General features: G+C 69.2%; 15 protein-coding genes and 1 pseudogene. All 16 read right to left on the bottom strand.

Annotated elements, in window-relative coordinates:
• The coding region (locus tag AB7U92_RS10955; protein WP_428576240.1) for a TRAP transporter large permease subunit at positions 1–968 on the bottom strand (968 nt) is incomplete at its 3' end.
• A gap of 3 nt (positions 969–971) precedes the next feature.
• Positions 972–1610, bottom strand: coding sequence for a TRAP transporter small permease subunit (locus AB7U92_RS10960; RefSeq protein ID WP_428576242.1), 639 nt, complete (start codon positions 1608–1610; stop codon positions 972–974).
• A gap of 108 nt (positions 1611–1718) precedes the next feature.
• On the bottom strand, positions 1719–2339 hold the full coding sequence (locus AB7U92_RS10965) for a response regulator transcription factor (protein ID WP_428576244.1): 621 nt from the start codon (positions 2337–2339) through the stop codon (positions 1719–1721).
• On the bottom strand, positions 2339–3718 hold the full coding sequence (locus tag AB7U92_RS10970) for a cache domain-containing protein (RefSeq protein WP_428576245.1): 1380 nt from the start codon (positions 3716–3718) through the stop codon (positions 2339–2341). Before AB7U92_RS10970 ends, AB7U92_RS10965 begins: the two co-directional genes overlap by 1 nt.
• Before the next feature lie 33 nt (positions 3719–3751).
• Complete coding sequence (locus AB7U92_RS10975; protein ID WP_428576247.1) at positions 3752–4102, bottom strand: TIGR01244 family sulfur transferase; 351 nt, start codon at positions 4100–4102, stop codon at positions 3752–3754.
• A gap of 12 nt (positions 4103–4114) precedes the next feature.
• Positions 4115–4561: a GatB/YqeY domain-containing protein gene (locus AB7U92_RS10980; protein WP_428576248.1), complete on the bottom strand. Its 447-nt coding sequence runs from the start codon at positions 4559–4561 to the stop codon at positions 4115–4117.
• A 62-nt stretch (positions 4562–4623) separates the two neighbouring features.
• Positions 4624–4836 carry a 30S ribosomal protein S21 gene (gene rpsU, locus AB7U92_RS10985; RefSeq protein ID WP_054018851.1) on the bottom strand — a complete coding sequence of 71 codons (213 nt, stop codon included), beginning with the start codon at positions 4834–4836 and terminating at the stop codon, positions 4624–4626.
• A 122-nt stretch (positions 4837–4958) separates the two neighbouring features.
• Positions 4959–6191: an NAD(P)/FAD-dependent oxidoreductase gene (locus tag AB7U92_RS10990; RefSeq protein WP_428576263.1), complete on the bottom strand. Its 1233-nt coding sequence runs from the start codon at positions 6189–6191 to the stop codon at positions 4959–4961.
• Positions 6188–7339 carry an ABC transporter substrate-binding protein gene (locus AB7U92_RS10995; protein WP_428576250.1) on the bottom strand — a complete coding sequence of 384 codons (1152 nt, stop codon included), beginning with the start codon at positions 7337–7339 and terminating at the stop codon, positions 6188–6190. The genes AB7U92_RS10990 and AB7U92_RS10995 overlap by 4 nt, the downstream gene beginning before the upstream one ends.
• 53 nt (positions 7340–7392) lie before the next feature.
• Positions 7393–8025 (bottom strand): TetR/AcrR family transcriptional regulator, encoded by a 633-nt coding sequence (locus tag AB7U92_RS11000; RefSeq protein WP_428576251.1) that lies wholly within the window; start codon positions 8023–8025, stop codon positions 7393–7395.
• Between the two features lie 10 nt (positions 8026–8035).
• Entirely contained in the window at positions 8036–9100 is a 1065-nt protein-coding gene (gene paaE, locus AB7U92_RS11005) for a 1,2-phenylacetyl-CoA epoxidase subunit PaaE (protein WP_428576253.1), read from the bottom strand.
• Positions 9101–9104: 4 nt separating this feature from the next.
• Entirely contained in the window at positions 9105–9590 is a 486-nt protein-coding gene (paaD, locus tag AB7U92_RS11010; protein WP_428576255.1) for a 1,2-phenylacetyl-CoA epoxidase subunit PaaD, read from the bottom strand.
• Positions 9587–10336 (bottom strand): 1,2-phenylacetyl-CoA epoxidase subunit PaaC, encoded by a 750-nt coding sequence (gene paaC / locus AB7U92_RS11015; RefSeq protein ID WP_428576257.1) that lies wholly within the window; start codon positions 10334–10336, stop codon positions 9587–9589. Before paaC ends, paaD begins: the two co-directional genes overlap by 4 nt.
• A complete protein-coding gene (gene paaB / locus AB7U92_RS11020; protein WP_428576258.1) occupies positions 10336–10629 on the bottom strand; it encodes a 1,2-phenylacetyl-CoA epoxidase subunit PaaB in 294 nt (97 codons plus the stop codon). Before paaB ends, paaC begins: the two co-directional genes overlap by 1 nt.
• A gap of 1 nt (position 10630) precedes the next feature.
• The gene (gene paaA, locus AB7U92_RS11025) at positions 10631–11641 is read right to left on the bottom strand and encodes a 1,2-phenylacetyl-CoA epoxidase subunit PaaA (RefSeq protein WP_428576260.1); all 1011 of its coding nucleotides are present in this window, start codon (positions 11639–11641) and stop codon (positions 10631–10633) included.
• Between the two features lie 10 nt (positions 11642–11651).
• Positions 11652–12192: pseudogene (locus AB7U92_RS11030) on the bottom strand (phenylacetate--CoA ligase); the annotation flags it as partial.

Raw genomic sequence — 12192 nt, forward strand, 5'->3', positions numbered from 1 at the left:
GTGCCGAGCACCAGGAAGATCAGCACCAGCGGCGGGATCAGCACGAAGGTGACCTGCTCGGTCAGCCGCGACAGCAGCCCGATCTTCAGGCCCTTGTTGAGCAGCGCCAGCGCCAGGGCGAGAAGCGAGGCCACCGTCATCGACATGATCAGGATCTCGTCGCCGGGGGCGGGCAGCTGCCGGTCGATCAGCGGGTTGATGATCGACTGGTGCACCTTCGACCAGGCCCAGCCGGCCGCACCGCACAGCGCGAACAGCGCCAGCAGCGACAGATGGCCGCTGGAGCCGTTGGCTTCGCGGTAGATGCGCGCCTCGGGCGGCAGCGCCGGCACCCAGGACGGCTTGACGATCGCCACCAGCACCACGAAGACGAGGTACAGGCCGACCAGCAGCAAACCCGGGATCAGTGCGCCGGAATACATGTCGCCGACCGAGCGGCCGAGCTGGTCGGCCAGCACGATCAGCACCAGCGAGGGCGGGATGGCCTGCGCCAGCGTTCCCGAGGCGGTGATGGTGCCGGTGGCGATGGTGCGGTTGTAGCCGTAGCGCAGCATGATCGGCAGCGAGATCAGGCCCATGCTGATCACCGCTGCGGCCACCACGCCGGTGGTCGCCGCCAGCAGCGCGCCGACCAGGATCACCGCCACCGCCAGGCCGCCGCGAAGCGGGCCGAACACCTGGCCGACGGTCTCGAGCAGGTCTTCGGCCATGCCGGAACGCTCGAGCACGATGCCCATGAAGGTGAAGAAGGGAATGGCCAGCAGCGTGTCGTTCTGCATGATGCCGAACACGCGCAGCGGCAGCGCCTGGAACAGGTTGGCGCCGAACAGGCCCGCTTCCATGCCGATGAAGCCGAACAGCAAGCCGGTGGCGGCCAGGCCGAAGGCGACAGGAATGCCCGACAGCAGGAACACGAACAGCCCCGCGAACATCAGCGGGACGAAGTTCTGGGTGATGAACTCGACCATGGCTCAGCGCGCCTCGTTCTTTTCGTTGTTGTTGCGCTGGGCGAGCTGTTCCTGCTCGTGGCGCTCGGCTTCGGCGGCGAGCTCCTCGGCGAGCTGCTCCTCTTCCGACTTGTGGTGCTCCACGCTGAACGGTTCGGGAATCGCCCCTTGCAGGAAGGCCAGCCGCTTGATCAGCTCGGAGATGCCCTGCAGCAGCAGGATGGCGAAGCCCACCGGCACCAGCAGGTAGACCGGCCAGCGGATCAGGCCGCCGGCGTTCTGCGACATCTCGCCGGTCTCCCAGGCGGTGACGAACAGCGGCCAGCTCAGCGTGATCATGATCAGGCACAGCGGGATCAGGAAGATCGCGATGCCCAGCGCGTCGATCACCGCATTGGTGCGGCGCGACAGCTTGTTGGCGATGAAGTCGATGCGCACGTGCACGTTGCGCAGGAAGGCATAGCCGGCGCCGAGCATGAACACGGCGGCGAACAGGTACCACTGCACCTCGAGGAAGGCGTTCGAGCTGATGTTGAAGGCCTTGCGCACGATGGCATTGATGGCGCTGATCAGCACGGCGGCCAGCACGAACCAGCGTACGAGCAGCCCGATTCCATTGCTGAAGCGGTCGATCAGGCCCGAGAGGGGAAGCAGGGCGTTCAAGAGAATCTCCGAGGGTGGCGCGGTCTGCGCCGCATTGTGCCGATCAGACCTCGCCGGCGGTCCTGGCGCAACCGGTGAAACCGGTACGTGGTACTACGCAGGGTTGGGCTACGCAGGCCCGCGGCAGCGCTCGACGGCGTACTTGATCAGCTCGGCCTGGCCCGCCAGGCCCAGCTTGCGGCGGATGTTCTGCCGGTGCGTCTCGACGGTGCGCACGCTCATGCCCAGCGTTTCGGCCACCTGCTTGCTGGCCATGCCGTCGGCCAGGCAGCGCAGGATCTCGGATTCCCGGGCCGACAGCAGCGGGCGGCCGTTGTCGGGCCGACCCGACGTGGCCGCCAGGCCCGAACCGAGGAACTGGCGCCCCGCTGCCACGGCGGCGATGGCCTCGACGATCTCTTCCGAGGGCGCCTCCTTGAGGACGTAGCCCATCGCGCCAGCGGCAAGCGCGCGGTGCACGTACTCCGGGTTGTCGTACATGCTCAACATCAGCACGCGCAGCGCCGGGTGCATCTCGCGCAGCCGCGCTGTCAGCTCGATGCCGTTGACCTGCTTCATGCCCACGTCCATCAGCACGAGGTCGGGCTGCAGCATGGCCACGCGGGCGAAGGCCTGCTCGGCGTCGCCCGCCTCTCCGACCACCTCGATGCCCGGCGTCTGCGCCAGCCGGGCGCGCAGGCCCTCGCGCACCAGAGGGTGGTCGTCGACGAGCAGGATGCGCGTGCTCATCAGGCGGCCGCCTGCTGCGGGGTGCGCAGCCGTTCGATCGCATCGCCGGGCAGGTCGGCCAGAACGGCGGTGCGCCCGGGCCGCGAGTCGATGCTGAAGCTGCCGCCGATCGACTCGACGCGCTCGCGCATGTTGCGCATGCCGATGCCGCGGCGCGGGTCGGCGCGAATCGCCGGCACGTCGAAGCCGACGCCGTCATCTACGATGCGCAGGCGCAGCCCGGCGGCGTGGAAGATCAGCCGCACCTGCACGCGCGTGGCACGGGCATGCTTCTCGATGTTGGTCAGCGACTCCTGCACGACGCGGAACAGCACGGTGTTGACCTCGTCGGGCAGCGCCTGGGCATCGCCCCACAGCTGCAGCGCCACGCGCAAGCGGCCATGCTGGTTGAACTCCTCCGCCAGGTCGTCGAGCGCGGCCGGCAGGCCCAGGGTGTCGAGTTCGGCGGGGCGCAGTCGGTGCGATATCCGGCGCACCTCGTGAAGCGCGTCGCCGAGGCGCTGCACGGCGCGGTGCAGCGCCGCCGGCGTGTGCTCGCGGCCGAGCTGGCTGGCGGCGGATTCGAGCAGCAGCTTGATCGACACCAGCGTCTGGCTGGTGCTGTCGTGCAGCTCGCGCGACAGGTGCGCGCGCTCGTCTTCCTGCGATTTCACCACCTGGCGCGCCAGGTTGCGCAGCTTGCCGTCGGCCACGCGCGCGTCGCTGAGGTTCAGCGCCAGGCCGCTGCCGGCGATCAGCACCACGCCAAGCACCGCGATGCCGGCGATCCACCCCATCGTCTCGGCGATGTTTTCGTCGACCTGGGCGTCCAGCTGTGACAGGGTGACCTGGATGTCGTCGAGATAGACGCCGGTGCCGATCACCATGTTCCAGCGCGGCATCGAGATCGCATAGGCCAGCTTGGGCGTCAGCTCGCGGGTGGAGGGTTTCTCCCAGAGGTAGCGCACGAAACCGCCGCCCTCGTGGCCGCGGGCGATCAGCTCGCGGATCACCGGCACGCCCTGGGTGTCGCGCAGGTCCCAGAGGTCCTGGCCCTGCAGTTCCGGCTGGCGCGGATGCTGCAGGTTGCGGCCGCCGGTGTCGAAGACGAAGAAGTAGCCGTCGATGCCGTAGTCCAGCTGCGCCAGCAGGCGCAGCGCCTCGGCGATGGTTTCGGGGTCGTCCCGGCGCGTGTCGTACAGCGGTGCCAGCGCGCTGCGGGCCATGCCGGCCAGGTTGAGCAGCTCGGCCTCCTTGGCGGCCATGGTGGCCTGCTCGATCACCTGCCGCTCGCGGCGGGAGAGGTCCTGCTGCTGCTGGACCATCGCCAGCGCGATCAGCGTCAGCGTCAGCAGCAGCGGCAGGATCGCCAGCAGCAGGAAGGTCGAGCGCGGGCGCATGGCGGGCGGGGCAGGGGGCGCGCCGCGCCGCGCTCAGCGCGAGATGGCCGCCTGGTAGAGCTTGCCGGAGCGCGTGCCGCTGCGGCAGAAGGCCACCATCGGCCGCGGCAGCGAGGCCAGCAGCTCGGCCATGCGCGCGATCTGCTCCGGCGACTGGTACGCCGGCTGCACCGGCAGGTAGGCGTAGGCGAGGCCGGCGGCCTCGGCAGCGGCCTTCATCTGCGCGTCGGTGGGCTGGCTCGGGCCTTCCTCGTAGTCGGGGCGATTGTTGACGACGCTCTTGAAGCCCATCGCAGCCAGTTCGGCCATCGCCGGCGGCTCGAGCTGGGGTGCGACGCAGACGTCGGGCGCGATCTGGCGCAGCAGTTGGCGGGTCGGAATCATGCGGATCTCACCTCAGCGTGTCAGGGCCTGCTTGACCGCCGCGGACACCAGGCCCATGTCGGCGTTGCCGGCGAACTTTGCCTTCGCGGCGCCCATCACCTTGCCCATGTCGCCCGGGCCGCTGGCGCCCAGCTCGGCGACCAGCGCGGCGACTTGCGCGGCGATCTCGTCGGCTGACAGCCGCGCGGGCAGGTAGCCCTCGAGCACCTGCAGCTCGGCGGTTTCCTTCTCGACCAGATCGGTGCGGCCGGCGGCGGCGAACTGAGCGATCGAGTCCTTGCGCTGCTTGATCAGCTTGTCGACGATGCCGACGATGGCGGCGTCGTCGAGTTCGATGCGCTCGTCGACTTCCCGCTGCTTCATCGCCGCCAGCAGGCCGCGGATGGTCAGCAGCCGGGCGGCTTCCTTAGCGCGCATGGCGGCCTTCATGTCTTCGGTGATGCGGTCTTTCAGACTCATCGTCGTCTCCAGAAGCGACAAAGCCCGCAGAGGCTGCGGGCTTCGGTGATGCGGCCGGAAGCTCAGTAGAGCTTCTTGGGCAGCTGCATGCTGCGAACGCGCTTGAAATGGCGCTTGACGGCCGCGGCCTTCTTGCGCTTGCGCTCGGCGGTGGGCTTCTCGTAGAACTCGCGGGCGCGCAGGTCGGTCAGCAGCCCGAGTTTCTCGATCGTGCGCTTGAAGCGGCGCAGTGCCACGTCGAACGGCTCGTTTTCTTTGACGCGAATCGTAGTCATGTAGAACGGTTAGGGTTGAGTTGCGCTCGGTGTTGCTGCGTGCCCGTGGACGGGAGGGTCCGGAGTTCCGATCCAGGGCGGCTGCGGCAATCGCGGCGCGGGTTTGCCAGCAAAGACGATGATTATATGCCGGAACCAGAGCCCTGCAAGCCGGCCACCAGGCCGCGGGCGCAGGCGGCGGCGCTGGCCCAGGCCCACTGAAAGTTGTAACCGCCGAGCCAGCCAGTGACGTCGACCACCTCACCGATGAAGTGCAGGCCGGGCGCGAGGCGGCTTTCCAGGGTCTGCTGGTTCAGCTCGCGGGTGTCGACGCCGCCAAGCATCACCTCGGCCTTGCGGTAGCCCTCGCTGCCGTCGGGGGTGATCTCCCAGGCCTGCACTCGGCCGGCCAGCTCGCGCAGTTCTGCGTCCTTCATCTCGGCCAGCGGCCGGGCCGCCCAGCCGGGTCGCGCCGCCAGCCAGGCTTCGGCCAGCCGGCGCGGCAGCCGCTCGGCCAACTCGGTGCCCAGCTGGCGGCGCGAACCCTGCTTGGCCGCCAGAAGCTCGTCGGCCAGGTCGTGGCCCTGCGCCAGGTCCAGGCGAAGCGGCTCGCCTTCGCGCCAGTAGTTCGAGGCCTGCAGCACCGCCGGGCCGGACAGGCCGCGGTGGGTGAAGAGCAGGTCTTCGACGAAGCGCCCGCGCGCCTTGCCGCGGCCCGCCTCGATGCCGACCTCCAGCGAGACCCCGGCCAGCGGCACGAAGGGCGCCCAGTCGGCACTGTCGAAGGTGAGGGGCACCAGGCCGGGGCGCGTCGGCACGACGCGGTGGCCGAACTGGGTGGCCAGTCGCAGGCCGAAGTCGCTGGCGCCGATCTTCGGGATCGAGAGCCCGCCGGTGGCGACCACCAGGCGGGCAGCGCGCACGGTGCCGCTGTCGGTGTCCAGCTCGAAGCTCTCTCCGGCGCGGCGCACGGCCTTCACGGTGCAGGGCTGGCGGCGCTCGACGCCGCCGGCCGCGCATTCGGCCAGCAGCATCGCGATGATGTCCTCGGCCGAGCGGTCGCAGAACAGCTGGCCCTTGTGCTTCTCGTGCCAGGGAATGCGGTGGCGATCGACCAGCGCGAGAAAGTCCGCCGGCGTGTAGCGCGCCAGCGCCGAGCGGCAGAAATGCGGGTTCTCGGAGAGGAAGTTGGCCGGCGTGGCGTCGCGGTTGGTGAAATTGCAGCGCCCGCCGCCGGAGATGCGGATCTTCTCCGCCACCTTGGCCGCATGGTCGAGCAGCAGCACGCGCGCGCCGAGCTGCCCGGCCATCGCGGCGCAGTGGAGGCCGGCCGCTCCCGCGCCGACGATCACTGCGTCGAAATCAGTCCCGCTCAGGGTTGATACTTCCAGCCGCCGTTCTCGATCTTGACCATCACGTAGGCGCGCTGGTCCAGGCCGAGGTGGTCGGTCGGCGACATCGTGAAGATGCCGTGGGCACCCGGCAGGTCCTTCACCTGCTCGATCGCGTCACGCAAGGCGGCGCGGAACTCGGGCGTGCCGGGCTTGGCCTTCTTGAGCGCGTTCGGGATGGCCGCGGTCATCAGCAGCCCGGCATCCCAGGCATGGGCGCCGAAGGTCGAGACCGAGCCCTTGCCATGCGCGGCCTCGTAGGCGGCGACGTAGGCCAGGGCCGACTTGCGCACCGGGTTGGAGGCGGGCAACTGGTTGGCCACCAGCACCGGGCCGGCAGGCAAGAAGGTGCCCTCGACGTCCTTGCCGCCCACGCGCAGGAAGTCGCTGTTGGCCACGCCGTGGGTCTGGTAGTACTTGCCCGTGTAGCCACGCTCCTTGAGCGTCTTCTGCGGCAACGCGGCCGGCGTGCCGGAGCCGGCGATCAGCACCGCGTCGGGCTTGGCCGCCATGATCTTCAGCACCTGGCCGGTGACGGCAGTGTCGGTGCGGGCGTAGCGCTCGTTGGCGATGATCTGCAGGCCCTTGATCGGCGCGACCTTGCTGAACTCGCCGTACCAGCCTTCACCGTAGGCGTCGGCAAAGCCGATGAAGCCGACCGTCTTCACGCCGTTGGCCGCCATGTGGGTGGCGATGGCCAGCGACATCATGATGTCGTTCTGCGGCGTCTTGAACACCCAGCGCTTCTTCGCGTCGACCGGCTCGACGATGCGCGCCGAGGCGGCCATCGAGATCATCGGCACCTGGTTCTCGGCCACCACGTCGATCATCGCCAGCGAGTTCGGCGTGATGGTCGAGCCGAGCACGACGTCGACCTTGTCCTCGGTGATCAGCTTGCGCGTGTTGGCCACCGCCTTGGTGGTGTCGGAGCCGTCGTCGAGCACGATGTACTCGATCTTCTGCCCGCCGATGGTCTTGGGCATCAGGTCGATGGTGTTCTTCTCGGGAATGCCCAGCGAGGCCGCCGGGCCGGTGGCCGAGACGGTGACGCCGACCTTGATCTGGGCCTGGGCGGCGCCGGTGGCGCCGATCATCGAGAGCGCGGCGGCGAGCAGCAGTCGCTTCAGTTTCATCGGGTGTCTCCTGGAGAACGGTGGCGGAAATTATCGACTGATCGGTCGACGAATCAGTCCCGGACTTCTACTAGCGCGGGTATGCCAGCAGGCGGGCGCACCGCGCCGAGCCCGCCGAGGAAGAGGTCGGCCACGATCGGCGCCATGTCGTCGTGACTGAGGCTGCCACCGGGCTTCAGCCAGGTGAACATCCAGTTGATCATGCCGAACAGAAGCATGGTCAGCGGCTTGTCCAGCGCCGCACGTGCCAGCTCGGGGCGTGCCGCGGCGATGGTGGCGGCGAAGGCGGCCACCACGGCGCGCTCCTTCTTCAGCACCCGGCTGCGGTCGCGCGGCTCGAGGAACTTCACGTCCTGCGTGAGCACGCCGTGGTCGTGACGCGCCTGTGCGTACTCGTGCACGAAGCGGCGGATCAGCTCGCGCAGCCGCGCCGGCGCGTCGAGCTTCAGCGCCTCGACCTCGCCGATGATGGCCTCCAGCCGGCTCACGTGGCCTTCGGTGATCTCGCGCAGCAGCTGGTACTTGTCGCTCACGTAGTGGTAGAGCAGCGGCTTGGAGATGCCGCAGGCCTTGGCGAGATCGCTCATCGACGTGCCCGGGTAGCCCTGCTGCGCGAACAGCCGGGTGGCGGTGCGGACGATGGTCTCGCGGTTGAGGTCGTAGTCGGCGGAGCGGCCGCGGGCCATGGGCAGGCTGTCAGCGTTCGTCGAGGGTGATGGTCACCGACGGCGTCGTCGGGTGCGCCTGGCAGCACAGCACGAAGCCCTGCGCCACCTCGGCCTCGGTGAGCGCGAGGTTGCGATCCATGCGCACCGCGCCCTCGAGCACCTTGCCCTTGCAGGTGGAGCACACGCCGGCCTTGCAGGCATAGGGCACGTCCAGCCCGGTGCGGCGCGCGGCGTCGAGGATCGACGGGTCGCTGAGGCGGAACTCGACCTGGCGCGTCAGCCCGTCGATCACCAGCGCCACCCGGGCGTGGTCGGCGTCGCCTTCCTCGACGTGGTGGGCGGTGGCGGCGTTGACGTCGCCGAAGCGCTCGACATGGATGCGCTGCGCCGAGAGGCCTGCCTTCTCGAGCGCCGCCACGGCGCCGTCGAGCATGCCCGCCGGCCCGCAGACGAAGGCCTCGTCGATGCCATCGGCCGGCACCAGCGTGCGCAGGAACTCGCCGACGCGCTCCGCGTCGAGCCGGCCGTTGAACAGCGGCGCGTCCTGCGCCTCGCGCGAGAACACCGGCAGCAGGGTGAAGCGCCGCAGGTAGCGATCCTTCAGGTCTTCCAGTTCCTCCTTGAACATCATCGTCGCCACGCGGCGGTTGCCGTAGATCAGCGTGCAGCGCGTCTTCGGCTCGCGCGCCAGCAGCGTGCGGATCAGCGACAGCATCGGCGTGATGCCGCTGCCGGCGGCGATGAAGAGCAGGTGGCGCTGCGCGGCCGGTTCGGCACGCAGCGTGAAGCGGCCCTGCGGCGGCATCACCTGCAGCGTCTGGCCCGCGGCGAGGTGCTGGGCGGCCCAGCCGGAGAACTGGCCGCCGGGCAGCAGCCGGATGCCCACGCGCATCTCGGCGTCGCCGGGTGTGCTGCAGATCGAGTAGGAGCGGCGCAGGTCCTCGCCGTTCACGTCGGCACGCAGGGTGAGGTACTGCCCCGGCTCGAAGGCGAAGGCCTCGCGCAGCGCCTCGGGCACGCCGAAGCCGACCACCAGCGCGTCGGCATCGCGCGAGACGCTCTTCACCGGCAGGGCATGGAATTGCAGGCTCATGGCATCAGATCGGTTTGAAGTGTTCGAAGGGCTCGAGACAGTCGAGGCAGCGGTGCAGCGCCTTGCAGGCGGTGGCGCCGAAGGCGGACAGGCGCTGCGTGTTCAGGCTGCCGCAGCGCGGGCAGGCGACGTTCTTCGGATGGAAGTGCAGCGTCTGCGCCTGCCCGGCACTCAGGTGCGGCGGCGCGATGCCGTAGGCGCGCAGCTTCTCGGCGGCCTCGGGCGAGATCCAGTCGGTGGTCCAGGGCGGGTCCAGCGTGGTGGTGACCGTCACTTCGCGCGCCCCGGCCCGCTTCAGCGCCTGCACCACGGCCTCCTGGATCACTTCGGTGGCCGGGCAGCCCGAGTAGGTGGGCGTGAGCGTGACGGCCACCTGGTCGCCATCGGCCACGTCGACCGCGCGCACGATGCCCAGATCGACCACCGAGAGCACGGGCACCTCGGGGTCGGGCACCTGCGCGAGCGTCGCCCAGGCCTGCGCGGTGTTCACCACGTCGCTCCGGGGAAGGCGCGCGGCAGCGACTGCATCTCGGCGAGCAGGAAGCCCATGTGTTCGCTGTGGCGCCCGAGCTTGCCGGTGCTGCGAAACGGCGCCTCGGCCAGCGGCACGAGGTTCGCCTCGGCGAACACCGGCTGCACCTCGGCCAGCCAGGCCTCCTGCAGCGTGCTCCAGGCCGGGCCGAGGCCGCTGGCTTGCGCCTGGCGGTCGACCTCGTCGTCGGCGAACCACTCGGCGGTGTAAGGCCACAGCAGCGCCAGCGCCTCGCCCATACGCCGCGCCGATTCCTCGGTGCCGTCGCCCAGGCGCACCACCCAGTCGCCGGTGTGCTGCTGGTGGTAGCGCACCTCCTTGAGCGACTTGGCGGCGATCGCGGCGAGCTGTGCGTTCGAACTGGTGGCCAGCGCCTGGCACAGCACCTTCATGAAGCTGGCCCACAGGAAGGCCCGCAGCACGGTGCGCGCAAAGTCGCCGTTGGGCAGCTCCAGCATCGTGACGTTGCGGTACTCGCGCTCAGCGCGCAGGAAGGCCAGAGCGTCCTCGTCGCGGCCGCGGCCTTCGAGTTCGCCAGCGAGCGTGAGCAGCGACCGGGCCTGGCCGATGTGGTCGAGCGCCACGTTGGTCAGCGCGATGTCTTCCTCGAGCACCGGCGCGTGGCCGCACCACTCGCCGAGGCGCTGGCCGTGGATCAGGCACGCATCGGCGATGCGCAGGACGTAATCGAGGCGGCTGTCCATCACATGTGGTCCACGTCGGCCGGCAGCTTGTAGAAGGTCGGGTGGCGATACACCTTGTCCTCGGCCGGCTCGAAGAACATGTCCTTGGTGTCGGGGTCGCTGGCGACGATCTGGTCGGAGCGCACCACCCACACGCTCGCGCCTTCCTGGCGGCGGGTGTAGACGTCGCGCGCCATCTGGATCGCCATCGCCGAATCGCTCGCGTGCAGGCTGCCGCAGTGCTTGTGGTCCAGGCCGCTCTTGCTGCGAACGAACACTTCCCACAGGGGCCATTCATTGCGTTGGGTACTCATGTCATGCCGCCTTCGTTTGGAGTTGCTTCTTGCGCTCGTGGGCGATCGCCGCCTCGCGCACCCAGGCGCCGTCGTCCCAGGCCTTCACCCGGTCGGCCAGGCGCTCGCGGTTGCACGGCCCATGGCCGTTGACCACGTTCCAGAACTCGCTCCAGTCGATCGCGCCATAGTCGTACGACTGGCGCGCCTCGTTCCACTTCAGGTCGGGGTCGGGCAGGCTCACGCCCAGCACCTTGGCCTGCTCCACGGTGGCATCGACGAACTTCTGGCGCAGGTCGTCGTTGCTGATGCGCTTGATGCCCCAGCGCATCGACTGCGTGCTGTGGGTGGACTCCGCATCGGGCGGGCCGAACATCATCAGGCTCGGCCACCACCAGCGGTTCACGGCGTCCTGCACCATCTCGCGCTGCTCGGGCGTGCCCTGGCTCATCATCACGTGCAGCGCGTCGAAGCCCTGGCGCTGGTGGAAGGACTCTTCCTTGCAGATGCGCACCATCGCCCGCGCGTACGGCCCGTAGGAGCAGCGGCACAGCGGCACCTGGTTCATGATCGCCGCGCCGTCGACCAGCCACCCGATCACGCCGACGTCGGCCCAGGTCAGCGTCGGGTAGTTGAAGATCGAGCTGTACTTGGCGCGGCCGCTGTGCAGCGCGGCTAGCAGCTCGTCGCGCGACACGCCCAGCGTCTCGGCGGCGGCGTACAGATACAGGCCGTGGCCGCCTTCGTCCTGGATCTTGGCCAGCAGGATCGCCTTGCGCTTGAGCGTCGGTGCGCGCGTGACCCAGTTGCCCTCCGGCAGCATGCCGACGATCTCGGAATGCGCATGCTGGCTGATCTGCCGCACCAGCGTCTTGCGGTAGTGCTCGGGCATCCAGTCCTTGGCCTCGATGAACTCGCCGGCGTCGATGCGCGCCTCGAAGGCGGCTTCACGGGCCTGTTCCTCGGGCGACTTGACCGCCTGCACCTGGCCCTTGGCCTCGCGGGCCATCGTGTCCATGGCTTGGGTGTACATGCTTCGCTCCTTATCCCTTGGGCCGCTGGTCAATCACGCGGCGCGCCTTGCCGACCAGGGTGCGTTCGATCGAATCGGGCAGGCCGACGTCCACCTCGGCACTCACGCCCACCAGCGTCTTGATTCGGTGCTGCAGCCACTCGCCGATCTCGCGCCGGTCGGCCGTTCCGGACGCGCCCGCGTCGGGACGCACCTCGCAGCGCACGGTGATGTGGTCGAGGTGGCCGTTGCGCGTGACGACCAGCTGGTACTGGCCGCTCAACTTGTCGTTCTGCAGGATCAGTTCCTCGATTTGCGTCGGGAACACGTTGACGCCGCGGATGATCAGCATGTCGTCGCTGCGGCCGACGATCTTGCCGATGCGGCGCATGCTGCGCGCCGTGGGCGGCAGCAGGCGGGTAAGGTCGCGCGTGCGGTAGCGCACCACCGGCAGCGCTTCCTTGGTGAGCGTGGTGAACACGAGTTCGCCTTCCGCGCCGTCGGGCAGCACCTCGCCGGTGTCCGGGTCGATGATCTCGGGGTAGAAGTGGTCTTCCCAGATCACCGGGCCG

This window comes from Piscinibacter sp. (genome assembly GCF_050175855.1).
GTDB lineage: Bacteria > Pseudomonadota > Gammaproteobacteria > Burkholderiales > Burkholderiaceae_C > Piscinibacter.

Excerpts from the sequence above, each read along its gene's own strand:
- AB7U92_RS10965 (WP_428576244.1), bottom strand. The coding sequence starts at position 2,339 with ATGAGCACGCGCATCCTGCTCGTCGACGACCACCCTCTGGTGCGCGAG.
- AB7U92_RS10970 (WP_428576245.1), bottom strand. The coding sequence starts at position 3,718 with ATGCGCCCGCGCTCGACCTTCCTGCTGCTGGCGATCCTGCCGCTGCTG.
- AB7U92_RS10975 (WP_428576247.1), bottom strand. The coding sequence starts at position 4,102 with ATGATTCCGACCCGCCAACTGCTGCGCCAGATCGCGCCCGACGTCTGC.
- AB7U92_RS10980 (WP_428576248.1), bottom strand. The coding sequence starts at position 4,561 with ATGAGTCTGAAAGACCGCATCACCGAAGACATGAAGGCCGCCATGCGC.
- rpsU (WP_054018851.1), bottom strand. The coding sequence starts at position 4,836 with ATGACTACGATTCGCGTCAAAGAAAACGAGCCGTTCGACGTGGCACTG.
- AB7U92_RS10995 (WP_428576250.1), bottom strand. The coding sequence starts at position 7,339 with ATGAAACTGAAGCGACTGCTGCTCGCCGCCGCGCTCTCGATGATCGGC.
- AB7U92_RS11000 (WP_428576251.1), bottom strand. The coding sequence starts at position 8,025 with ATGGCCCGCGGCCGCTCCGCCGACTACGACCTCAACCGCGAGACCATC.
- paaE (WP_428576253.1), bottom strand. The coding sequence starts at position 9,100 with ATGAGCCTGCAATTCCATGCCCTGCCGGTGAAGAGCGTCTCGCGCGAT.
- paaC (WP_428576257.1), bottom strand. The coding sequence starts at position 10,336 with ATGGACAGCCGCCTCGATTACGTCCTGCGCATCGCCGATGCGTGCCTG.
- paaB (WP_428576258.1), bottom strand. The coding sequence starts at position 10,629 with ATGAGTACCCAACGCAATGAATGGCCCCTGTGGGAAGTGTTCGTTCGC.
- paaA (WP_428576260.1), bottom strand. The coding sequence starts at position 11,641 with ATGTACACCCAAGCCATGGACACGATGGCCCGCGAGGCCAAGGGCCAG.